Origin of the sequence: Haloarcula sp. S1AR25-4, from assembly GCF_031624555.1 — an archaeon.
Taxonomy (GTDB): Archaea; Halobacteriota; Halobacteria; order Halobacteriales; family Haloarculaceae; genus Haloarcula; species Haloarcula pellucida.
In genome coordinates this window covers 350517-374416 of the sequence record NZ_JAMQOR010000001.1, presented here as the reverse complement: position 1 = coordinate 374416, position 23900 = coordinate 350517, and the positions used below count along the sequence as shown (strand labels likewise).

The window sequence follows — 23900 nt, the reverse complement described above, 5'->3', positions numbered from 1 at the left end:
CTTAGAGATCGACGGGTAGAGTATTCTCGGGTTCGGTGACGGAACGGTTCGTGCCTTGTTGTTGGCGGACGTGGATGCGGTGGTCGGCGCTGTCGATGAGCCCTTCGTCGTGGCTGACGACGATGGTTTGTTTGACGCCGGCGGTTCGCATGGCTTCGACGACGTCGTTGAGGCGGTCGACGTGGCCGTCGTCGAGGTGTGCGGTTGGTTCGTCGAGGATGAGTGGTGGCATTGGGACGTCGTCTTCGAAGCCTTCGGTGAGCAGTCGGTAGATGGCGCCGCGGAGTGCGAGGTTGAAGACGGCGGATTCGCCGCCGGAGAGCTTGGTTGGTGGGAGTTTGCCGCCGCCTTTCTCGATGAGCGTGGCGTCGTAGTCTCCGTCCAGTTTGATATCGGCGTATGCGTCGTTGCGGTACAGCGTGTCGAACATTTCCTGGAGGAGGCCTTCGAGTCGGTGGACGTTTTGTTCCCGTAGGTCCGCTCGAAGGTTGACGAACATCGCTTCTAACTCATCGACTTGATTGTTGAGGGCTTTGACCGCGGTTGCCTCTCGTTGCCGCGTGTCGCGTGTGTCTCGAAGTTCGTTCAGTTTCGTGAGTTGTTGCCCGAGGTCGCCGAGGTGTTCACTGACAGCGCGCTCTGTAGCTCGTAAGTCCTCAAGCTCTTCATTGAGCGTGTCGAGTTGATCCGTGATTTCCGCGACGGTGTCTTCGGCCTCTTTGAGTTTCTCCGGGTTGAAGGATTCTGTTGCGTCGGAGTACGCGTTAATTTCCTCTTGTAAGTCTGTGTGCGTGTCCGTGACCGTGGTCGTTTGCGTGTCGAGGTGGGTTTCGGCGAGTTCGAGGTCGCGTTCGGCGTTTGTTCGCTTGTCGACTGCCGCTTCGATTTGACTCAGCACTTCTTTTTGTGCAAGGGCGCGGGTAAGGTGTGCGAGGGTGCGTTCGGCTGCTCGGGTAAGGATTGTTGCTGTGAGGTGCTGGACGACAGCTTGGAACCTCGTTTCGTGGGCTTCGTGGCGTGCGCCTCTGGCGTCGAGGTGATGTTCAGCTGCGTCTTCGTGCAGTGGGGTGAGATCTGTACTCGGATCGACTTGGATTGCGCTGGTGGTGGTTTCCGTGCCTGCAACGGTGACGGTGAGGTCATCGCCGTACAGGTCTTGGGCTGTGGTAAGGAGATCCTCAGCTTGGTCTTTCCGCTGTTCTAATGCTGTGATTCCTTCGGAGAGTGCCTCAACTAATTGTTCGGCCGCGTTACGCTCGTCCTCCCATTGCTCGCGGTGTTCGACGTTTGGTGCACCGTCGACGGGACGGCCACATTCGGGACAGTTCCCCTCGTCAAGTAACCGGTCGGCTTGTTCGATTCGCTCACCAAGCCGGGTAGCCTCGTCACGATAGTGTTCCTGTTCGGCTTTGAGCCGCGTAATTCTGTGTTCTATGCGTTCGATTAGTGTTTCGAGTGCAGCGTCAGGTTTCCTGTCTTCGGTGGCAATGGTGAACGGTGAAGTGTCGATTTCAGCATCCAGTTGGGCGCGTTGGTCGTCTAATTCACTACGGCCACGGCGGATATTTTCAATGTCTGTAAGGACTGTCGTCGCGTCATCAAGTGCCGCGTCAGCCTCTCGGATGTGTTGTTGGGTGTCTTGTTCGAGATGGTCTGCTTTAGTGCTGGCTTCCTCTGCTGCGGTTTCAAGCGCTTGCAATCGCTCTCGGATGTCGTTTACCGTGTCTCTGGCTTGGTCCTGCGCCTCCTCAGCAACACTTAGTTCGAGTGCCTCTGGTTCCACATCAAGACCCGATGTCGGTACGCGAGCCAACGAGACATCAATGTCTACAGTCGGGTTCGTCAGTGGGTCAACGGCTGTCTCATCGACGGCATCCGTCGTGCCAATCGTATCCGTATCGCCGTCACCTGACTCGCCCGTAACAGCGGGAGTCAGCGGTGCGGTGTCTGTTGAAAGCCCGGTTAAAATATCATCAACCGTCGCTGCTATTTCAACAGCAGGCTCGTCGTTCGATTCCGACACGAGGGCGGTTGCGACTTTACGAGGGTCAGTGCCGGTCTGTGGTAAGCGACCATCCACTGATGCGTCCGCAACTCCGTCTTTGAGGACAGCATCAGCTTTCTCGGTCACCTCGGTAACGATGTCTTCGACAGCACCGAAACCCGTGGTGAGATCTCCGGTTCCGACTGCGAAGAGTGCGGTTAGCTCGTCTTGATGCTGCGCCACATTGGCTTCAGCTTCGGTGAACTCGTCTTGGAGGGATTGGTACTCGGCGACTGCACTCGCCAAGTCTGCCATGTGCTCCGCTGCATTTTCTCTGGTTTCTTCGACTGTCTCTTCCGCATCTTCTTGCGTGTCGACAATCTCTTGGGCGGCTGCTTGCTTAGTTTCTAGTTCCTCTACCTCTACTGTGATGTCGTCTCGTCTGTCTTCGAGTTCGGATTCAAACCCGTGCAGTTGCTGTTTTCTGGACTGAATTCGAGGTTCGTCGTATTCCTCGATTTGCGTCGTGAGTTCTTGGACTTGGTCTTCCTTCGTACCAGCAACACGACCGACGCCTGTTCCGATGCTATCCATGCGAGATCGATACTGCTCCAATTTACTCATTTGAAGCAGGTTGTCGATGATGCGTTGGCGTTGTGTCGGCGAGGCATCAATGAGGCGGGAGACGTCGCCTTGTTGGACGTACGCGCTGTTGAGGAAGTCTTCAGCGTTTAATCGGAGTTCTTCTTCGATCAGGTCGTCGATCGCACCGATTTGATCAAGATCTGGCTGGCCTGGTGGCGTTGTGAGATCTGCTTCTTGATACGTGTCGCCTCGAACACGGATTTCTCGGGTGACCTCGTAGGACTCGCCGCGATGGGCAAAGGACAGCGTTACCTCAGCTGTATTTTGGTCAGTCGTCACCACATCATCCATGGTCGTACCGGTGTCTAATGCGTCACTGCCGTACAGGGCAAAGAACGCGGCTTCTAGTAATGAGGACTTCCCCGAGCCATTGTTCCCGTACAGGACAGTGACACCGTCCTCGAAACGCACCGATTCGTCTGTGAAGCACCGCCAGTTTTGCACGCGGATTCGTTGAAATTGCATGAGTTAGTGAAGTAGTAGCGTCAGGTGCAGTTCAGTCGTTGATTTCCTCAAGCGCATCCTCCAGCAGTTGCTCGTTGTCGACATCGTCACTACCGCCAGTAGCCACCGACGGTGGTTGATGTGCAGTGTCTACTGTCTCGTCCTCATCACCGTCGTCATCGATATCATCCGTGTCGACGTGGAGAGCGTCGGGTGTTTCACGCTCAAGGACTGCCGTGACAGTCTCTTGGGCTTTATCAGCGATGTTACTGTCTGCAGTTTGGTCCGTATTCATCGCCATTTCGAGGAATAGGTCCGCTGTTTCAGTGACAATGATGTCTTCGCGTCGTTCTTCGACAGCTGCGTCAACATCAGCGAATTCGACCGCTTGGTATTCTCGCTCGTCTTCAAGCAAATCTCGACGATTGCTGACTCGTGTAACTAAGGCTCCGAGTTCCGTCCCTAAGTTCTCGATTGGTCCGACCGGAACCCGTTCGTGCACGACTGGATCGGCCGGGTCTCCGTTACCATTCTCTGGAGGTGAGTCAGGAATCGGTGATTCATCTTCAGCAGCCATCAACGTCACCTTCAGCACAGCGTCATCAAGCGAGTCAACTTCCGTCCGAATTGTTTGTTCGACGGTTTCGATACCCTCCCCGCGGTGCAGTGGGACATCTACATAGACGAATTCGCGGGCGCTTTCGATGACTCGGCGGTCGATGTGTTCTTCTGGATTGATCTTACCGTTCGGCGGGACTGTTACGAGCGAGTATGTCCGGGGGTCGCGCTGGTCGGCCTTCGTTCGTTCAGTGGAACCGGCATAACTGAGCGGGATTCGCTTCTGGCTTGACGAGGTGGGTGCTGCTTGTTCATTCGCAGTTGTACTGTCTGTGTCTGTAGTGCCATCGTTGCTATTGGGACGACTGTTGCTGACGAGTCGATAGTCGGCTCCGTGATCATCGCCGACAAGCATGAGATCGAAATCAACCGGGCTCTGTGCTAAGATTCGTTGCGTGCTCCAGTCACCGTGACCGAACGGCTTGAATAACCCATGGCCAACCAGGATTGCGCTGTCTGTCTCAGCAGCCTCGAAGTGATAGTCGAGTCGGTCTCGCTGCCCGGGTGGGACATGGTCTAACCCGTAAATCGTTGTGTCATCGACCCGGGTTCCGGTCGCATCTAACCGAGTGGCTAACCCGATTTCTTGGAGTAACTCCACCCAATTACGATCGTGAGTCCGTTCGTGATTGCCAACAATTAGCAGAAACGGAATGTTGGCATCTTGGAGACGCTGCAGCTCAGTCAGGACCGTTTGAAGAGGTGTGATACCGGGTCGACTGGTATGGAATAGGTCGCCAGCGTGAACGACGGCGTCAACGTCTTGCTGGATTGCTGCTGACATGACCTCTGCAAAGGCGTCAGCGAAATCTTGGCGACGCTCGTCCAAATGATATTGTCGATACCCAAGGTGCGTATCACTAGTGTGTAGAAGCCGAGCCATTACGATGCAAGGTTATTTTGTCGCACGTTGGATAACTCCATGGGTTAACACGTCTCCTTACACCGCTTTTATGTCGCCGATATGGATGTGTGAGTATGGTTTGCAGGAGTAGTTTTATCAGCGATTGTATGGGTGGTTAGTGGTACGATGGTTGATTCGTCAAGTGAGGAGTTAGTGGCGGCGTATCTTACGGATCGGGAGTGGGATGAGCAACGAGCGCCGGTGGAGAAGACGGCGGGGATTGTACAGGATTTGGCAGCAGCGTTACTTGAGGCGGGTGAGCTTGGGCAGCAGGAGGTGACGGCGTTGTACCGGCTGTGTATGAATAACAGCACGTACCCGGTGTCGAGCAAGCGCGATGAGATTGACGAAGTTGATATTCCAGAGGATGTGAAACGGGATTTGAAAGAACGAGTAACTGAGGAGGTTGGGACTGTCGGCGGGTTGTTATTCCCGATAGAGATTCCAGCTGAGGATACAGAGGCGGTGACAGCGTGTTTTGAGACCCTTGTAACCTCGGATGAGCCGGAGTCGTGGGATGATGCGGTCCGGCAATTGGCTGAGCTTGACCTGCCGAACGTGAAGTGCGGGAAACTCTCGCCTATTCTCTCGTATCTGCATCCGGAGTACTACCCGGTCGTGAACACGATGTCGCGGACTGGTCTGGCAGAATACTTCGATGAAGACGTGTCGAACGCAGTTTCTGAGTTCCCGGAGACAGCTGCAACGTACCGCTCAGTTCGAGATGAATACGGGTTCGAGGCGAACTTCCGTGATCTGGATTACTTTTTCGTGTGGGCGAACAATCGGGAGAAGGAACGCGGTGGCGTGACGTTGGAGGGGGAACGGTCGTATTTTTGGGTGAATCAGTCAAATCAATCTGAGATCGAGGACGAGTATCTACGGGCGAAGGTCGACGATGTGTGGCATCACGATCTTGCGGAACTGACTGATGGTGACGTTGTGTTCCATAATTTCAACGATGAGTTGATCGGGCTCTCAACGGTGACGGGTGCTCCAACGCGGTATGAGTTCAGAGGTGACGAGTATCACCGTGTCCCGGTTGAGTTCGAGTGGTTTGCTGAGTCTGTCCCGGTCGATTCAGGGTTGAAAGACTCGTTAGATACCCCGGAGTGGCATCAAAAGTACTACCCGATTGATTCGAACGGGAATTTGAAGCAAGCGTACCTGTCTCGGTTGTCCTTGCCCGCTGCGGAGTTCCTATTGGACACCGCCGAGGCGTGGAATCTACTCCAATCATCCAAGCCCGGTGGGACAGGCGAAGAGATTCCGGATGCCCCGGATCAAGCGGGCGAGATTGAACGGCAGTTACTGGAGAAGAAGCAAGTCGTGTTCTACGGCCCGCCAGGGACGGGGAAGACCTACACTGCTGAGCGGTTCGCCAAGTGGTGGGTCGGGCAGCAGGACGGTGGTGACGCGGTGTCTGACCGGGTTGCGACGGTGACGTTCCACCCGTCGTTCACGTACGAGGATTTCGTCGAAGGGTTGAGCGCGAAGACGGGTGATGATGGGCAAGTGGCGTATGAGGTGCAGGATGGCGCGTTAAAACGGATGCAGGCGGCGGCGATGGCTGCATACGAACGAGCGGTCGAAGCCGATACGGAACCGGATCGGTACGTGCTGATAATCGACGAGATCAACCGAGGGAACCTCGCGCAAATCTTCGGGGAAGTCATCACGTTGTTAGAGGCGGATAAGCGCGGATCGTTCGACGTTGAGTTAGCACATTCGGGTGAGACGTTTACGCTGCCGCCGAATCTGTACGTCATCGGGACGATGAACACGGCGGACCAATCGATTGCGCTGGTCGACACGGCGCTTCGCCGCCGGTTCCGGTTCGTGGACTTCCCACCGGACCTCGATGTCGTGTGGGAAGAAAGCGACGTGGTCGCTGCAGATGCACGCTCGGCAGTCACGCAACCGAACGAGGACGTGTCGCGTCGGGATCAGTTGCTCGGGGCGAGTGTGTTAGCGGTCGAAACGCTGAACGAACGGATTTTGCGAGCACCGGAACTCGGGAAGGGCAAGCAACTCGGACACACGTATCTCCTCGGCCACGACTCGACGACGGATGTCGTGGACGCATGGCGGTACGATATTCTCCCGCAACTGGAAGAGTATTATTTCGGGCAGTTCGATCGACTGCGAGATGACTTGTTGACTGAAACCGGGGATCGGCTAGTCCAGTGGGACGCCGAGAAAATCAAGTCATTCGACGCTAACGCTCTTTACACCGCGCTCTGCCAACTGGCTGGTATCGACGATCCGGTTCCGCTAGCTGCGGCACCTGTCGAAGCGATCGCTGATGGAACCGGTGTGCCACGGGGTATTGAGGCGTGGCGTGAAAGCGACAAGTCGGTTGAAGCGTTCCGTGAACTGATTACGTCCACGTTAGACGAGACGGCGCATACCCGTGCGGACAGATTATTGACGGCTGGTGAAGAGATCGGGCGGCTCGATACGGGCGGCGGGGATCACAATGTGACTGCTCAATTAAAAACAGATCTCATAGACCCTGGTGTCGGGCTTATCCAAATCAACCAAGATGGGAAACTGAAGTTCAGGTTGAATTGGCTCGCTGGTCGAGACGAGAACGAGCTGACCGCTGAGTTTGTCGACGAAGCAGCGAGTGTGTTCGACGAGATCGACGCGTACTCGTATGAGCGACGCCCCGACCCGGGCGACGACGAGAAAGAATTCACCGTGTCGAATATCCAGATTGCCGATCTCTCCGAGGATGAAATGGATGTCTTAGTGGACGGCTACAAGAAGTTCGCACAGCGAGCAGAAGAATTCCAAGATGGCTGACCTCTCTCAGATCAGCCTCGTCGGGTCACCGGTACAGACGAGCGGAACGTCTGAGACGGTACCTCCGTCGAATCCACTGGTGTTAGCTGAACACGAGGAGTCAGCTCCGTTCGAGATTAGTGCGGACGACGCGGCGTTTCTCGACCGGTTAGGTGAACTGCACGAGTCCAGTCCGCTCAGTGTTTCGTATACGAGTGACGGGGAAGCGATTGTTAGCAGCAGCTCGTACGTTGGTGTCCTGACGTTGCCGAGCGGGATTCAGATTGAGGTGTCGCCGAAGCAGTCGGTGACGCGGTTACTGTGGGCATTGCAGTATGCGTTTGACACGCCGGTTGATTCGATGGGGCAGGAAACGGAGTTCGCTACGGCCTCATCGTTTTTCGACGCGATCGGCGTGTTGTTCCTGACGGAACTCAAGACGGTCCTTGACCAGGGCCTGCACCGGGATTACGTTCGAACGCAGGCTGTCCAAGACCATGTTCGCGGCCGGATCGACGTACAGCGACAGTTGCAACGGCCGAACCCTATACCGACTGATTTCGCGGTCGAGTACGACGAGTTCACGACGGATACAGTGTTGAACCGCGCTGTGCTTGCCGCTGTCCGCGTCCTGACCGGATTAGTGCGAGATAATGAGTTAGCAGGACAGCTACGACATCAAGAACAACGGCTCCGACAGTTCACGAGAGTAGAACCAGTGCCGCTTGAATCCGTCGAGCGAATCGAGTTATCGCGGTTGAACGAGCATTACGAGGTCCTGTTAGATTTGACGCGAACAGTGCTGGCCCGAGAGTTCTTCGAGGATATCAGCGCCGGGACGAATCGCTCACTGGCACTGTTCGTGAATATGAACGAGATTTTCGAGCGGCTTGTCGAACGAGCGTTCCGAGCTGCCGCGAAAGAAATTGGCGGGCTTACTGTCGAAGGGCAGGCGTCGATTCAGAACATCATCGACGGCCCACACGCTGTTTCGATGCAACCAGACGTGCTCGTTTGGCACGATGATGGGACGCCAGTGGCTGTCATTGATGCCAAGTGGAAGACCGGGTCGCGGTCTTCCGGCGACGTGTACCAACTCACGTCGTACATCCTTGCCTTGGACACGTGCGGGGCACTCGTGTATCCAGGACACTGCGAGCACGACGGCGAAGAATCGACAGTGATGAACGAATACTCGCTTCGCTCTGTCGAGTTAGCCACGGACGCAGCAGCGCCGTCGTATAGCGACTACGTCGATGTATTAGAGACCAGCGCACGTCATTATTTGACCGACATACTTTGAGAAGGAGTGATACAGGTCTGTTCGAACCGGAATAGATCTCTGTCTCTGAGAAGCACCGAAGCTCCTGGGTATCGACCGGACTGGCCTGCAAAGCGCCTGCACACACTTTTTCCAGTAGTGTGTCTTTGCTTCGTATGGCTTCGATTCGCAACCACATTTATCAGACACTGTTCGCTGCCTTGCAGGGCGATGGTGGGATGGTCCCGAAGGAAACTATCATCGCAAAGTGCCGATCGGTCGGGTACGATGAAGAGGCGGTGCGTGTGGAATTGGATTCGCTCGTTAAGGCGGGTGATCTGTGTGCTGTCGATGGGCACGTCGCACCGGCGACGGAACCAGGCGAGGAGCCAATTGCTATCGAGACGTACCGTGGTGATGAATCGACGCCGTGGCAGTTCGCCGTGACACAAACAATGGATGAGCTTCTAATTGAGCAGGCTCGCGGTCCGCCGGAGAAGTTCGACCCGGTCGAGAAACGATTCACCATCGAGAACCAACCCGTCGGTGATGACCCGGTGGAATTCCACCACGCCGTCAGTCGACGTGTCTGGCAGGAAGACCCGGAACAACCGCACGTAAAGTCCCAACGGAACGAGGGCCGCGTCATTGAGTTGTTCTATCGTGACCCGGATGGACGGCACTTGGACAAGCCTGAACCGGAGAGTAACGAGGACGGGGTTCCGGAAGCAGTAGAGTTTGAACCGACCGGTCACCCGGGACTCACGGTATCCTCGACGTTCATCCGGTCCGAAGAGGGTGATGACCTGAAGTTCACTGAGGAACGCGAATATCGATTAGAAAGGGAAATTCTCGATCAGTATGCGGAAGTATACGTTCTATCGTACTATGAACTCAACGAGGAATCAACTAAGCAGGCAGTGTGGGAAATTGACGATGCCGTTGCGTATCGGCTCGTTCTACCAGATACCGTCTAGCTGTACTATCTCGTCGGGGTAAATTGAGCACCGTATACGGGAAAGAAAAACCACTTTCCCCACATTTCGTTTAATCAGAGTGATTTAATCGCAAGACAATAGCAAGAATCGGTAATTCAGATTCGGTATCGGGGAATTGAGATTACCTGTCGTTTCTGCTGTCAAAGTAAAGTACATAAGCGCTCATGGGATATGTCACCAGAAGCGTATCACCTGAGTTTCAATATGGTTCGTGATATCGACGAGTTAGCGGATGACCTAACACGTGGAATCCAGTCAGCTGGCGAAGGGTATCATGATACGTTCTTGATGAAGCGGCCGAAAACTGAGTGGTCGCCGTATATTGATGAGACAGCCAAAGATATCTCTGCGGGGATTCAGATAGGCGAATTTAATCTTTCGAAGAATAACTTCGGTCAGGAGATCGGCGAGTATTATCGACGAGGTTTGGAGAAAACATCGGGCCGATACGCGGATTTACCGTCTGTACTGAGACAACAGGTCAGTGACGAGAAGCTAGGGTTGCTGGCGTATCAGTTGAACGAGTTGAGTTACGAGATAACGTCGACAGACCTTGGAATCGACGACGTTCGAAAGGCAACTGAAGCGGTCATTGAGAAGCTGCTCACCCGGCATGCCGGGGACGGTCTGACCAGCTCGATAGAGGTAACCGGGGGAACTGTTGCGGATATTGCGACGCAGCTGTTCAAAAACGAGACCGTCGCATCGAACCTTGATGTGCTATTACGGGAGTTTGAGGAGAGTGCGTCGAAGGGGCTGCTTGCGCTGATGGACGAGCCGCAGATGATGACGCCGCTGTGGGATCATCAGCGAGATGCGCTTGAGAAGTGGTGTGAGAACGGCGGACGCGGATATGTGGATATGGCCACGGCGACTGGAAAGACAGTCCTCGGGTTGGCTGCAATCGCGCTCCGGTACGGCGAACTACACCCTGATGACCAAGATATCGAATCCGCAGATAGGATTTCGAAATCCAGTGGCAAGGAGGACGTGCTGATAGTCGCTCACAGTGACTTGATTCTTGAACAGTGGCGGCGTGAGTTTGATCGGCACCTCAATATCCCACAGGAGCGAACTGCCGGGGCTGCGGATATCACGTTGGAGTGGGGGACAGTACATTTCCGGACGCCACAGACGCTGGTCAATGAGGATCGAGTGGCGTATGACCTCGTGTTACTTGACGAGGCTCACCACTACGCTACCGGGAACGAGTGGGGAGCGTTGCTGGATGAGTTCGACGGTTCGGTGCTGGCGATGTCTGGTTCCGTCGACGATGCTGGCAGCGACAGTGACCGCATCAAAAAACGGCTATCGAACAGCATCGGGAAAGAAGTCAAGCGATACACGATTACCGATGCGAAGGCCGACGGTGTTATTCCGTCGTTCGATTGGGAGGTTCAGTACGCGCCGTACGATGTCGTTGGGGATGACTTATCGAAAGTGTCGGCGCGGGCCGAGCAATCGTTCAGGGCTTTCAAGCAAAAACTACGGAGCGGTGAAGTCGTGCTGGATACGGACCGTCGTCTAGAAACGTATGAGGATTTGCGGCGGTTCTCGCATACGACGGAAGGGAGCAAGCTGAAACAGCAAAACGAGGAGTTCCGGGAACTGGTGACGCGGTTGTTCTCCCGGCGTACAAAACAGTGGAACCTGTCGCCGGTGCTGGATGCGGTCGTTGATTTGGTAATGGAGCACTGCACGACTGAGAAGGTCGTGGTGCTTGCTGACAGTAACGCGCAAGTCGAGGAGTTAGAGTCGCGGTTAGATGAGCTGGTGCCGGACGCGACGTCGATCCATGTCGTGTCACAATCACAGAACCGTGGCGATCTTCGGGATACGATCGATGCATTCGATGAGTCCGAGAACTCCGGAGTGCTGCTCGGAACCGGTGATTTGCTAGGCGAAGGCGTCGATATGCAGCAGGCGTCGGTTGCGATAAACATGGCGACGGGAGGAGTGAATCCGGAGCTCGTCCAGCGAATCGGTCGCGTCCTCCGGAACCCGGTGGATACGCCGAAACACGCGATGTTCTACAACGTTGTCGGTGCTCCGCCGACAATCGATGCTGCTGTCCCGCGAGAGGATGGGAAACGGATAATCGAACAAGCAGCGGGGTTCTGCGGGTTGGGCGGTCGATTCGATAAGCTGCCTGGATTTTCGACGGCCGCAGCCTTAGATAAGGACGTTTTTGCGACGTTACTGCGGGAAGGCGCGTCGCAAATACGTTCGCTTGATGCGGATGGAGCATACGAATGGGGTAGCGAGACGATCGAACAGGATGACCTCAAAGCACTCATCAAGGCGGTTGAGAACAGCACCGGCGACACAGACGGTATCTTAGGAGAGTGGGAGGAGTATGCGTGGGAACATAGCAAAGATGAGGACCAGCAGGTGGATATAGCTGGACAATCCGAGGATAACCCACAAACAGTGTCGGATACGGATTCTGTCTCCCGGTCGGAACTTATCGATGAAGTGCAGCGGTTAGCAGCGGCCTTGGATGAGACGCCAACGAAAGGCGATATGCGAAGCGATGGTGCGTACACCATCACGGATTACGAAGAGGAATTCGGAACGTGGTCGGCCGGGGTCAGGGCAGCTGGTTTCGAACCGCACGGCGCGACACAACGGAAATACTCTCGTCAGGAAGTCATAGACGGATTGCAGGAACTCGGTTCCGAACTCGGCCATCCGCCGGGTGTAAAAGACATCAATGAGGGTGCACCGTTCAGCGCCAGTGCAGTTTACAACTACTTCGATTCGCTTGACGATGCGCGGGAGGCTGCAGGGGTTGCGCGGGTAAGTCCCGGCGGATCGAACGTTGGCGGCAGTACCGGGAAAACCACCGGGGGAAGCGAGGGTGGCTACGAGACACTGACTGCATATTTCGAAGGAACGGGAGCGCCCGAGTCCGCGCAGGAGCAAGCTGAAGATGCTGTACTGCACGGATTCACTCGGATTGAGGAACTCATCGACGTGTATGAGGCAGGGAATCTAAAGACGCCGTCCGATAGTACCCCTGCCCGAACACTCGAATCGAAGGTCGAAACGATGATCGAGCAGTTGCAGACGACTATTGGCGATATTCTTGAGGACCACCTTGGCGATGCGACTGTCGAGCGGCCGTCGCCCGACGCTATTCTCGGTCATGCAGAAACCGTCGCACCGACCGTTGCGGAATCGGTCGCTGTGTCGGATGGAGAAGTGAAGCTGACAATGGATCAAGTACACGAACCGGGGACTGAGAAGGTTGAGAAAGACGGAGTCGTAGCGAATCAGCTGGCAGAGTACTACGAGATCCTCCGGACGTTCGACTCGTTGCTCGACCGCATTATCGAGTCCGACCAGACCACGTACGAGGCTGACCGGGATGCACCGATGAACCAGTGGCACGAGATGATCAACGATATTGTGTTCGGGGATGGGCTCGGAGAGGGGCCAAATTACGGTTCACAGCAGCGGAACCGGAATCCGATCACGATGTCAGCGTATCGTGACGCGTTCGGGAACGGTACTACGGTGACCGAGTACGCGTGTATCCCTTCCGCGGAGTTGACTGGTGATGATAAGCAGAGCCTGGTAAAACAGCGAATAATCAACTCCAACGAAGAGATTCATATCCCGGTATCGCCCGAAACGAACACTCCGCTGCCGATAGGAATCGGGTCTGAAGAACAGTTAGAGGAAGCCAAGCAGCTACTTCAAGAATTCCCGGTCAAGCCCACCTCTGCCCCGCCCAAACAGCAGAAACGGACAACAGGTACTGGAGGCGGTTCCCTAAGTGATGGGCCATCTGGTGGCCTGGATACCAAACCGCCGGAAGACGATGATCCGCCGGATGGGCCTGAAACTCCACCTCGTCAGGCAGGTGGGGTTGAGGAAGAGATTTTCTGGAACCAGGCTGTCGATCCCATTACTGAGTACAGCGACGAAGACATCGAACTGGACGACAATGCAGATGCGGATCGAGATGCGCTGGACAAGAAAATCGACGAGTGGAAGTCGCAGCTCCTGGATTTGACCCGGCGGAACAAGCTCATCGCGTTCAAGCCGACGAAGACGAAGTCGCTCCCCTTCGACGGTGCGGACCCAATAACGGTCGCTGGCGAGCTCGAAGCGAACGAGGATCTGTACATCAGGAAGCGCCCGGAAGATGAGGACAACGAGGGGCAGACAGTCTCACTCGAAGAGTTAACAGATATCGACCGGAACGAGCTGCTGCCGACTCGGCTCGCCGATGAGGCTGAAAAGTCGCTGAACAATATCGAACGGAATAACAAGCAGTACCTGAGGGAGCGAGGGGTCGATACGCTGTACTTGTCTTTGGGAATGTTACGGTGGTACGAGGCCGAGCACAGTGACGCTGCTGACAGGTCTCCACTGTTCCTCGCACCAGTCGAACTGGTAGAAGACACACAGAACGACGCCGACCGGCATAACTATCGGCTGGAAGCGAAAGCTGAAGGGCTACGGTTGAATCCGGCACTGCGGAAAAAGCTCGCTGCAGAGCGTGACATACGGCTACCAGCAGATACGGCGTTATCGCTCGAAGAAATCGACGCCGCCTTCGAATCAGTGTATCAAGCCGTGCGGGGATTCGACCGCTGGACCATCCAATCAGATGTCGTCTTGGGAATCTTCGATTTCACCAAATTCAGTCTGTACTCCGATCTTGAGCGGAACCGCTCTGCAATAAAGAGCAACCCCATTGTTCGAGCGCTTAATGGCGACATGGGACCAATACAGGAGGCAGAGGGCGATATCGAGACGCCGGCTGCCCATGAATTGGACGATGCTGTTGATCCAGTCGATACGTACCAAGTGCTGGACGCCGATTCAAGTCAGCAAGAGGCTATCGAGGCAGCGAAGCGCGGCAAGAGCTTCGTGCTCCAAGGGCCACCCGGAACCGGGAAGAGCCAGACGATTGCGAACATCATCGCAGAGAAACTCGCGGACGGTGAGCGCGTACTGTTTGTCAGTGAAAAGCAGGCCGCGCTGGACGTGGTGAAAAATCGACTCGAAGACGTCGGTATCGGTCGGTTCTGTCTCGAAGTGCACGGCGAACGAGCGAACCACAATGACGTGCTCGGAGCCCTTGAAAACGAATTGAAAGCCGGGCAGGTCAAATCGGCAGACAACCGTGTGCAGCGACTGCGAAAACTCCGCGACCGCAGGGATACGATCAACGCGTACGGCGATGAGCTGTTCTATTCGCCGGACGGGTGGGACCTCACTGCGTACCAAGCGTTTGGTATTGTGAGTGAGCACATGGACGCTCCGCGAGTGAGCGTGGGAATCGACCAGCCAGTGAGTATCGGGCAAGACGCTCTGTCGACGGGCATCGACGAGCTGGAAACACTCGCCCGGTTCGAGTCCGAGATTGACACCTATGAGACGAGTCCGTGGCGGCATACGACGCTGTCGAGTTGGGGTGTCGATACGGCCGATTCCATGCGTCGGTCGCTGGATCAGCAGATGGAAACGCTATATGAGCTGCAGCAACTAGCGGCGGAGCTGGAGTCGACACTGGACGTTCGACCCGAGTCGCTCTCCGAGTTCCGTCGCGTTCGAGTGCTCTTGAGACATCTTTCGGACCGGCCGACGATTACGTGGCGAGAGGCGTTCCTCGACGAGTCGTTCGCCCAAGAAGGAAGCCGGTTAGACGAGTTGGCGGAGCTCGAACAGGAGCGAGACGAGCTGATGGAAGCGCTTTCTGAGAACTATGAGCGGAGTTTCTTCTCGTCGAACGGAGCAAAACTCAACAACGAGCTTGCGGCCTACGGGCTGTTGAAAGTCTTGAAGCCGAGTTATCGGTCGCTAAAGCGGAAAGTCACAGCACACGCGCGAGAGGGGTACGAACCGGGGCACGACCAGTTGCTCGAAGATACGCGCATGTTAGCCGAAGTACAGCGGATCGAGGATCTCCGTGACGATTACCAGGGTGTCATCGAGCGCCTCGGGCCACTGTACGAAGGGAGTGAGACGGATTGGGAGACGTTGGCCAGTGTTCGTGAGTGGGTCGCGGAGCTCAACGAATTCGATCAGAAGTACACTGCTCCCATCACCAATCGGCTCTTGGCAAGCGGGCTGCAAGACCTCAGCTCGCTGCGGACCCGTACCGAGGAGCTCCTCGACCAGTACGGCCGGGCAGCAGCGTTCTTCGATGACGCGATGGCGGTTAAGGAGATGACGGTCAACGGGAAGCCGCTTCAAGAAGCTCCCCTGTCAGAGTTCGTTGAGAAGCTGGAAGAACTAGAGCGTGGTGTACCGCAGTTACAGCGACGGGTTCAGTTCGAAGCGCAACTCGATGATGTCCGTAACACGGTGTGTGAGGACTACGTCAATCGGTTCTTGGAGTCTGCGTACGATGCCGAATTCCTCGTGGCAGCGTTCAAAAAGCGGTTCTACACGAAGTGGCTCAATGCCGTCTACGAGCACACCGACCTCGGGTCGTTCAATTCGGACGAGATGGAGCGGTATCTCGAAGAGTTCCGACAGCTGGATCAGGAACAACAGGAGTTAGCTAAAATCGAGATTCAACACAGAGTCACGCAACAGCGGCCGTCGCTGAGTTTGGAACACGCTTCGAGCTCGGAGCAAGTCATGGTCCGACGGGAAGCGGAAAAACAGCGGCGTCACAAGCCACTGCGTGAACTGTTCGAGGAGGCCGGGTCCTTCATTACGCGGCTCACGCCGTGTTTCATGATGAGTCCGCTCTCAGTGGCGCAGTACCTGAAGACGGGGTCCATCGACTTCGATGCGGTGGTGTTTGACGAGGCGTCACAGATAATGCCGCAGGATGCGGTCAGTAGCCTGATTCGGGCAGACCAGGCTATTATCGCTGGTGACACGAAACAGCTCCCGCCGACGTCGTTCTTCCAGTCGGATGTGGAAACCACGGAAGATGTACGTGAGGACCTCGACAGTATCCTCGAAGAGACGGCGTCAGTGTTACCCGAGAAGCACCTGCGCTGGCACTACCGGAGTAAAACGGACGAACTTATCGAGTTCTCCAACTACCACTACTACAACAACAGTCTTCGGACGTTCCCGGAGAACGACCCGGACGTTGAAACCGGTGTGTCATTCGAATACGTCGAAGATGGGGTGTACGACCGAGGCGGGTCACGGCAGAACGAAGTCGAAGCGCAGCGAGTCATCGACCTAATCGAGGAACACGCGGAGAATCACAGCGATAAGAGCCTCGGTGTAGTCGCGTTCAGTAACGCGCAGGAGCAGGCGATTCGTGATGAGCTTGCAGTGCGACGCGACGAGAGTAGCGTTCTCGATGCTTTCGTCAGTCAAGACGACGTGCTGGACGAGTTCTTCATCAAGAACCTGGAGATGGTCCAGGGTGACGAACGAGACCGGATGATATTCAGCGTCGGGTACGGCCCGGCCGAAGACGGGACGATATCGACGAACTTCGGACCGATCAACAAGTCCGGAGGGGAGCGACGACTCAACGTGGCGGTGACGCGGGCCAAAGAGAAGGTCACCGTGGTCTGTTCGATGCAGCCAGGTGACATCGATCTCTCGGGGTCACAGAGTAAGGGTGCGCAGCATTTCAAAAACTACCTCGAATACGCGAAGAAGGGGAAGCGCGCACTCGAACGGAACGATAGAGTCACACAAACACTCGATTTCGATTCCAGATTCGAAGAAGCAGTTTACACCCCACTGGAATCGGAAGGGCACGACGTGGTCTCGCAGGTACAGAGCTCCAGTTACAGTATCGATTTAGCGATTAAGCATCCGGACCAGCCCGGGAAGTTCGTCCTCGGCATCGAATGTGACGGAGCGGCCTACCACTCTTCGAAGACAGCGAGAGACCGAGACCGCACCCGGCAGACGGTGCTGGAGAGCCTTGGGTGGACAATCCACCGGATTTGGTCGCCAGATTGGGCGTCGAACCGGGAACGGGAAATCGAGAAAATCAACGAGAAAGTCAACTCTCTGATTGAGGGGAAATTCAATTCGGGGGATACTGATGAGATACGGACATATGAGCCTGAGGCCGTTGCGAGTAAATCGAAGTTCGACCACGACGGGATAACGGAGTTTCAGGAGCCATCGATCAGCTGGAACGATCGATATTCCCCGGACAAGCGGGGGATGGATACAGCGGTTCGAAACTCTATCCATGATGTGGTTAGACAGAACGGGCCGATCAAACACGAGACGGCAATGCAGACGTACCTTGACGTGTGGGCGCAGTCACGCGCCGGGAAGAAAGTTCAGCGGATATTCAAGAGTCGTCTCCGAGAGCTAAAGCGACGAAAGAACGTGTATCAGCAAGGGGATTTCCTCTGGCCGAAGAAATCAGAGCTGGACTTCTTGGTGCGCGTGAACACCGATACCGACTCTCGGTCTATCGACGAGATTCCAAAAGAGGAGCTAGCTAAAGCCATGGCCATTATTCTTGACGAGGGCGGGATCATGACCAAGGACGATTTGATATTGGAGACAACTCGACTGATTGGGTATCAGCGACGCGGACCTCGAATCAAGGAACGACTTACAGACGCAATCAAGATCCTCGAGCAGATTGGAGCAGTAAGCGAAAATACAGACGGAAAGTACCAGTTGAATAGCGATGTCGATATCGACGTAGAATTGCTCCGTCGGATCTATACGTGACACCACTGAACGTTACGCATCGATCTCGGTCGTTGCAAGCGCTTTACTGAGGAGGGCAAGTTCCTCGCGGTATTCCAGTGTGTCAAGCCATCGATCGGGAAGTGCCTCAGCTCCGAAGCGCGCCCCCACCAGTGCGCCAGTGACTGCGCCGAGCGTGTCTGTGTCTCCGCCACGGTTCACTGACGCGACGATGGCCTCCTCTGCAGTGTCTGCTGTGAGTGCATCATACAGTGACGTCTGAAGCGTGTGGACGACATACCCGGTGTTCTGTAACTGACCTTCGTCGACGAGATTAGGGACGAGACGAACGGTTTCGACGAGTTCGTCCGGTGCATCATCTTCGACGCGTGCAATCGCGTCGGTCAGCGGGTCGTCGGTGCCGTTGAGATAGCCAGCGATAGTGTGGTTGAGAAGTACGCAGCCGTACTGGCACCGCGAGTCGTGATGCGTGATGGCGGAGGATTGCTTGCTAACGCGTTCGAGTTTATCCGGGCCGTCAGCGAACGCAATTGCGTGTGGGGCACACCGCATGATGCTGCCGTTCCCCGCGTTGGAACCTTGGGCGCGGCGTTGCCAGACTTCTCGACCGGCGTCTCGCCACGATGTCCCGGTCTGGTATTCGCTGATGGCGTCAGCAGTCATGAGTCCGACGTCAAACGGGCCGTCGTCGTACCAGGCTGCGAAGCGGTCGGCGATGTCTTGTCCGTCAAACGCCGCTTGCTCGGCAAGACTCCGAGCGATACAGAGCGCTAAGTCAGTGTCGTCGGTTACGGTTCCGGCGGGTTGGCCGTGTGTGCCGTGCCCGACCATGTCAGTGAGTGTGCTATACTGCTCCGTAATCTGCTCAGGGGAGCTGAACTCGACGGGGCGACCTAACGCATCCCCGCAAGCAAGACCGAGAAGCACACCTGTCGCGGCATCTGCTGAAACCATTGAGTGTCACCTTGGTTTCGTTGGTAGCTACTTGTACCCGGGGCATTCTCAAAGCACTCACCACACTGTAACAGGGTCAGTTACTGGATTTGTGTGTAAAATAATAGCCTGTGGCCTTGTTTTGGACTCTATCTCTCCGAACAATAAAAACCGGTTTTAATTGTGGTAGATGAGTTGAGCGTGTTGTTCAGCAGATGAGAAGGAATAACCAATAGGGAAGATAGCAGATTTTCACTCCGTCTTTTTCTGTGACGAGGTTATTACTTTCGGTAATATGCGTTGGCAGACTGTCCGTGATGATGAACCGGTATGGAGCGTCGTACTCTATATTCTCCAATTCTTCAGTCCCATTTTTCGTGTGTTGGCCTGTATCCGGGTCAAAGGAGGTGGCGATTTGCGCTATGTCTTCAGTGTATGGGTAAAACGAAAGTACAAACGGCAGTACTGTCCCATCACGCTGCAGAATATAATCGATGAGACCAGAACTCGTCTCAGTATATTCTACATCATACGTGCGAGTGTAGTATGCGAGTCGTTTCGCGTGGTCAAACGCAACTGTTCTGGCTAGTTTGTATTCGAATTCGTGATTCAGCGTATTTTGCTGCTCATCGTTCTCAAAACCGTAATGCTCCTGCCTTTGAGATAGGAGGACAAGATGTCGAGGGTTTCTGAGATATAATCGAGTACGACGGTAGCGTCGTAGTGAGTAGTCATGTGACTCGGATACTGCAATACCGTCATCAAGCACATCTAAGTACTCGTCAATCGTCCGTCGGTCAACACCGATCTGATCACTTATGTCGGTATACCGGAGTTCCTCACCAGCTCGGCTAGCAGCAATGGAACTGATCCGGTGTAGATTTTCAGGTTTCTGAACGGAGCCGTATTTTGCCAACTCTTTATACAGAAACAGAAGGAAATGCGATTTGGTCAATTCATTCCGTATCGAAGGTTTTCCTGATTGGTGTAGTACCCCGCCTTTCCGCAAATAATCACGCGCTGCCGCGTTTAGATCATCTCTCTCAGCCGTATCAAGATGCTCAAAATAGAGTTCGTTGAGTGAATTAACGGCATCGTCAATAGTCACCTCGGGTTCGACTGGTTTGAGGCCTTCTCGGACGATTTTAATAGGCGAGGGGCCAGACAAGTCTTTTGACTGGAATCCTTCTAATTTCTTAGCGAGTTCGGATTCAACCTCACTATTTCTGACACCCTGTGTTTCAAGAGTGTCAATGAATTTCATTGGAAGGAGCGGGGTGGGACCCTCAAATTTCGAGATCTCCTCGGCGTTGTGCACGTCATTTAGTTTGAGTGGTTGAGGGACGACCCCTGTCAGAAACGCGTATGTTTCTGAATCGAGGGCTTCAATAAGTGTAGACTTGGCTTCGTCATCCAGTTCCAGGGTATTGATATCGTCGAAGAGAACATATTTGCGTTCCTCGCGGGGAGCGATACGAGATTGGAAATAGTCGATAACTTGCGTGAGGCGTTGAATCCCATCTCCAGGTCGCTCTAAATGATACAGCGAATCTTCAAGTGGGATATAGAGTATTTGTCGTGGGGATACGGAGGATACGATATCGATATCAGTGCTTCGTTCAGGGAAAGACGTTGTCTCGAGTAAGGCTGCGATGAGTTGATAGAGGACCGTAGTTTTTCCAATGCCAGTCTGGCCATAGATACTGTAAACTAAGCTCTCGGCATCGGATTTGTGGTGCTCATCGATGGTTTTGAGAACTTGATAGAAATCCGATCGAGGTGTGAGTCTCGTAACTTTGTCTAATTTCGGAGAAAAATCCTCACTCCACCACTCATTGTGTTGCTCCGCATCAGCGATAAAATCCTCTCCATGATTCACCTCGGACATAGTATACTCTCTTTCCCCTCTCGGTTAAAAATTCGCCCATTCCAATGTCACTATTTGACAGTAATATCCACGTGATAACTTCGTATGCGGGTTATTTACGCACATCTTTGACAATCGCAGCGAATAAGCAGCGTATGATACTGTATCACCCGTTCCATGCGCAGGATATCTGAAAGCTGTAACAGCTAAAATCGATTTTGCGTATTTCGAATGTCTCTAGTGGAAAGTTATTTGATGATGGCTGTCGTTGCAACATGTAGATGCCGACGCGAAATGATATCGAGGATGGGGAGCGAATCGATATCCGTGTAAAAGTCCTATCTAAATTGGACTGCACAACGGAGAAGATGGTAGAGCGCCTGCTGCTGCAGGATACGGATGGAAATGAGTTCCCGCTGGCCATTTGGAAGAACAATTCCCTCACGGATTTCACGTGGGAAATTGGTCGCTGGTACCAACTTGAAAATGCGAAGGGGAATGAGTTCCACGGTAAAAAGAGCCTCAACGGTTCATATAATCTCAAAGCTGAGGTTGTAGATCCCCCACAGACAGAGAACCAAGATAGAGACGAGACGCAGCTTTTTGATTCACTGCAAGACGGTGTTCCATATCTTTCCTTGTTCCCTTTTGATCGGGATTTTTCAGAACTGTCAGCGTACGAATATCGTATCGAATCTGACGGTGCGTTTGATGAAGATCCGATGGATGCAACGTACCGACTCGCCTCGTATCTCCGCACTTTCAGCGAAGCTGCAGTTACAGTCGCTGGAGTAATGTCGATCATTACGACCGACCGGTTAAAGACTACTCTCCCTGATCCCTTCTCCCTCACTGATGAGTCCTCTATCACGCTCCATGCGGCTGAGCAGGATGACAACGAGCGTATCGTCGAGTTGTTACAGCAGTTGGTCAAGCGGGCAATTGACGACACGAAATACAAAACCGGCCGGATCAATCAAATCCGAACGAGAGAGCCCGTAATAACGGGTGAAGATGGTCTCTTTGAGGCGTGTATTGCGTACAGTGCGCGCGTCGAAGTGCTACCGTCGGGGAACGCGTTCATTGGCGTTGAAGTCAACCATCACACACGGAGTCAAGTAACCGCTGATGAGTACATTGACCGAGTCAACGCCTCTGTCGAGGAACTCATCGATACGCATGTCGAACACGATCCGGACACGTATTCGACATCCGGCTCTGGTAAACTCAAAGGGGTTGCGAACCGGCGGTTCACGGACCCGATACCTGACTTCGGAAACCAGTCACTCGCAAAATGGTACGAGCAAAAAGACCGTATCTCTGACGAGGTTCTAGAGCAGCTTCGTGCTGAAAATCCACAACTAGTCGAGATACAGTACAACCCACGGGACGACGATACGAGTGTTCACGTTCCGCAGTTACTCAGAGTGTCCCCACGGAAAGAAATCGTCAAGCAGGTTGCGCCAAGCTTCCATCGGAAATGGGATCGGGCAGCTAAGATGCTGCCTGACAAGCGGTTCAGAAAAGCGATAGAATTTGTCAGCGAACTCGATGACATTCCTGAAGTGAACTCAGAGATCGAGCCATCGCCCATCGGACCGACGTTGTCGTTTATGTCGACTGAAACAGGCCAGTCAGATAACCTTCGGTTCGGTGGTGACCGATCGACCGGGCTCCCAAAACGAGGGCTGAGTCGGTACGGCGTTTACCGTCGTCCCTCGTCGTTCAGAGTACAGTATCTTGTACCTGAGCAGTACTCAGACCAGTTCGGCTATCTTCGTGATAAACTGGAGAGTCGGTTGGCATCGTGGGAATGTGAACCGGAAAGCACCTCGTACAGTGAGTATCAGCTCGGAAGTGCCATTGATTATAGCAGCGCAGCTGCATCGATTGATGCCGCTGACGCTGTTCTTGTTGTCGTACCTGAGCCGAATAACGAGTTCATCAGAGACGGGACGATTGATGATCCGTACCCCGAATTCAAGAAGGCGCTCGGGAAGCAGTCAGTTCCGTCGCAGATGGTGCGAGCTGATAACCTCGATAATAAGTGGGTAGTTCAGAACACTTCCCTTGGGTTAGTTGCAGGGGCTGGCGGCGTTCCGTGGCGGGTCGATGAGATGCCGGGTGATGTCGATTGTTTCGTCGGGCTTGATGCAACCCGTGACCCCGATACAGGGCAATTCCTTGGGGCCAGCGCAAACGTTGTCCTCGCAGATGGAACGGTGTTCGTTTCGAAAACACAGTCCATCCAATCCGGGGAAACGTTCGATGAAGATGCAGTCATCGATATTCTCAAAGACGTCCACAGAGAATACGTTCGGGCTGAGGGGGAGCCACCAGAGAGTATCGTGATACACCGAGATGGGCGGTTATTCGAAGATAGTGAGGCGATACTCGAACCGTTCCAGGACTCCGGAATCGAAATCGATATTCTAGATATCCGGAAAAGCGGTGCTCCTCGTGCTGCTATCTGGCGAAACGGGAACTTCAAAGTCGACCAGAAAGGTCGATTGTTCATCGCTCAGAGTGGTGATTTTGGTTTCCTGTCTACGACAGGCAAGCCAGAATTTGACGACAGTGATGGGCTCGGGACGCCTCGAACGCTTCGTGTCGTTCGTCGAGCTGGCGATACCCCGATGGCGACGTTACTGAAGCAAGTGTATTGGCTCAGTGAAAGCCATGTGGGAAGCGCTCAGCGAAGTATCCGACTACCCGTCACGACATACTACGCCGATACGTGTGCGGAGCATGCCAGGAAAGGATATCTCACCAATGGGGAGTTGATCAGAGGAGTCCCGTACATCTGAACGAGATCCACTACGAGAAACACAACTAAAAAT

At 54.4% G+C, this 23900-nt stretch carries 9 protein-coding genes; 5 read left to right on the top strand and 4 right to left on the bottom strand.

The features are described from left to right. Nucleotide 1: 1 nt before the first annotated feature. Both NDI85_RS02080 and NDI85_RS02075 read right to left on the bottom strand, forming a co-directional pair. On the bottom strand, nucleotides 2-3094 hold the full coding sequence (locus NDI85_RS02080) for an AAA family ATPase (RefSeq protein ID WP_310914762.1): 3093 nt from the start codon (nucleotides 3092-3094) through the stop codon (nucleotides 2-4). A gap of 31 nt (nucleotides 3095-3125) precedes the next feature. Continuing rightward, nucleotides 3126-4574: a metallophosphoesterase gene (locus NDI85_RS02075; protein ID WP_310914761.1), complete on the bottom strand. Its 1449-nt coding sequence runs from the start codon at nucleotides 4572-4574 to the stop codon at nucleotides 3126-3128. A gap of 147 nt (nucleotides 4575-4721) precedes the next feature. On the opposite strand from NDI85_RS02075, the gene NDI85_RS02070 reads away from it, so the two are divergent. From NDI85_RS02070 to NDI85_RS02055, 4 genes are all read left to right on the top strand, one after another. Further along, nucleotides 4722-7403 carry an AAA family ATPase gene (locus NDI85_RS02070; protein WP_310914760.1) on the top strand — a complete coding sequence of 894 codons (2682 nt, stop codon included), beginning with the start codon at nucleotides 4722-4724 and terminating at the stop codon, nucleotides 7401-7403. Continuing rightward, nucleotides 7396-8685 (top strand): 5-methylcytosine restriction system specificity protein McrC, encoded by a 1290-nt coding sequence (locus NDI85_RS02065; protein WP_310914759.1) that lies wholly within the window; start codon nucleotides 7396-7398, stop codon nucleotides 8683-8685. The genes NDI85_RS02070 and NDI85_RS02065 overlap by 8 nt, the downstream gene beginning before the upstream one ends. Before the next feature lie 134 nt (nucleotides 8686-8819). Further along, nucleotides 8820-9620: a hypothetical protein gene (locus tag NDI85_RS02060; RefSeq protein WP_310914758.1), complete on the top strand. Its 801-nt coding sequence runs from the start codon at nucleotides 8820-8822 to the stop codon at nucleotides 9618-9620. Nucleotides 9621-9845: 225 nt separating this feature from the next. Next, a complete protein-coding gene (locus NDI85_RS02055) occupies nucleotides 9846-18281 on the top strand; it encodes a DUF4011 domain-containing protein (RefSeq protein WP_310914757.1) in 8436 nt (2811 codons plus the stop codon). Nucleotides 18282-18293: 12 nt separating this feature from the next. On the opposite strand, the gene NDI85_RS02050 is transcribed toward NDI85_RS02055, so the two are convergent. Beyond that, on the bottom strand, nucleotides 18294-19214 hold the full coding sequence (locus NDI85_RS02050; RefSeq protein ID WP_310914756.1) for an ADP-ribosylglycohydrolase family protein: 921 nt from the start codon (nucleotides 19212-19214) through the stop codon (nucleotides 18294-18296). 187 nt (nucleotides 19215-19401) lie between these two features. Continuing rightward, the gene (locus NDI85_RS02045; RefSeq protein ID WP_310914755.1) at nucleotides 19402-21081 is read right to left on the bottom strand and encodes a DUF4143 domain-containing protein; all 1680 of its coding nucleotides are present in this window, start codon (nucleotides 21079-21081) and stop codon (nucleotides 19402-19404) included. Between the two features lie 260 nt (nucleotides 21082-21341). Between NDI85_RS02045 and NDI85_RS02040 the strand changes: the two genes are divergently transcribed. Further along, nucleotides 21342-23867, top strand: coding sequence for a Piwi domain-containing protein (locus NDI85_RS02040; RefSeq protein ID WP_310914754.1), 2526 nt, complete (start codon nucleotides 21342-21344; stop codon nucleotides 23865-23867). Nucleotides 23868-23900: the final 33 nt, after the last annotated feature.

Coding starts and splice junctions, on each gene's coding strand:
- NDI85_RS02045 (WP_310914755.1), bottom strand. CDS start 21,081: ATGTCCGAGGTGAATCATGGAGAGGATTTTATCGCTGATGCGGAGCAA.
- NDI85_RS02070 (WP_310914760.1), top strand. CDS start 4,722: ATGGTTGATTCGTCAAGTGAGGAGTTAGTGGCGGCGTATCTTACGGAT.
- NDI85_RS02075 (WP_310914761.1), bottom strand. CDS start 4,574: ATGGCTCGGCTTCTACACACTAGTGATACGCACCTTGGGTATCGACAA.
- NDI85_RS02055 (WP_310914757.1), top strand. CDS start 9,846: ATGGTTCGTGATATCGACGAGTTAGCGGATGACCTAACACGTGGAATC.
- NDI85_RS02040 (WP_310914754.1), top strand. CDS start 21,342: ATGCCGACGCGAAATGATATCGAGGATGGGGAGCGAATCGATATCCGT.
- NDI85_RS02050 (WP_310914756.1), bottom strand. CDS start 19,214: ATGGTTTCAGCAGATGCCGCGACAGGTGTGCTTCTCGGTCTTGCTTGC.
- NDI85_RS02060 (WP_310914758.1), top strand. CDS start 8,820: ATGGCTTCGATTCGCAACCACATTTATCAGACACTGTTCGCTGCCTTG.
- NDI85_RS02080 (WP_310914762.1), bottom strand. CDS start 3,094: ATGCAATTTCAACGAATCCGCGTGCAAAACTGGCGGTGCTTCACAGAC.
- NDI85_RS02065 (WP_310914759.1), top strand. CDS start 7,396: ATGGCTGACCTCTCTCAGATCAGCCTCGTCGGGTCACCGGTACAGACG.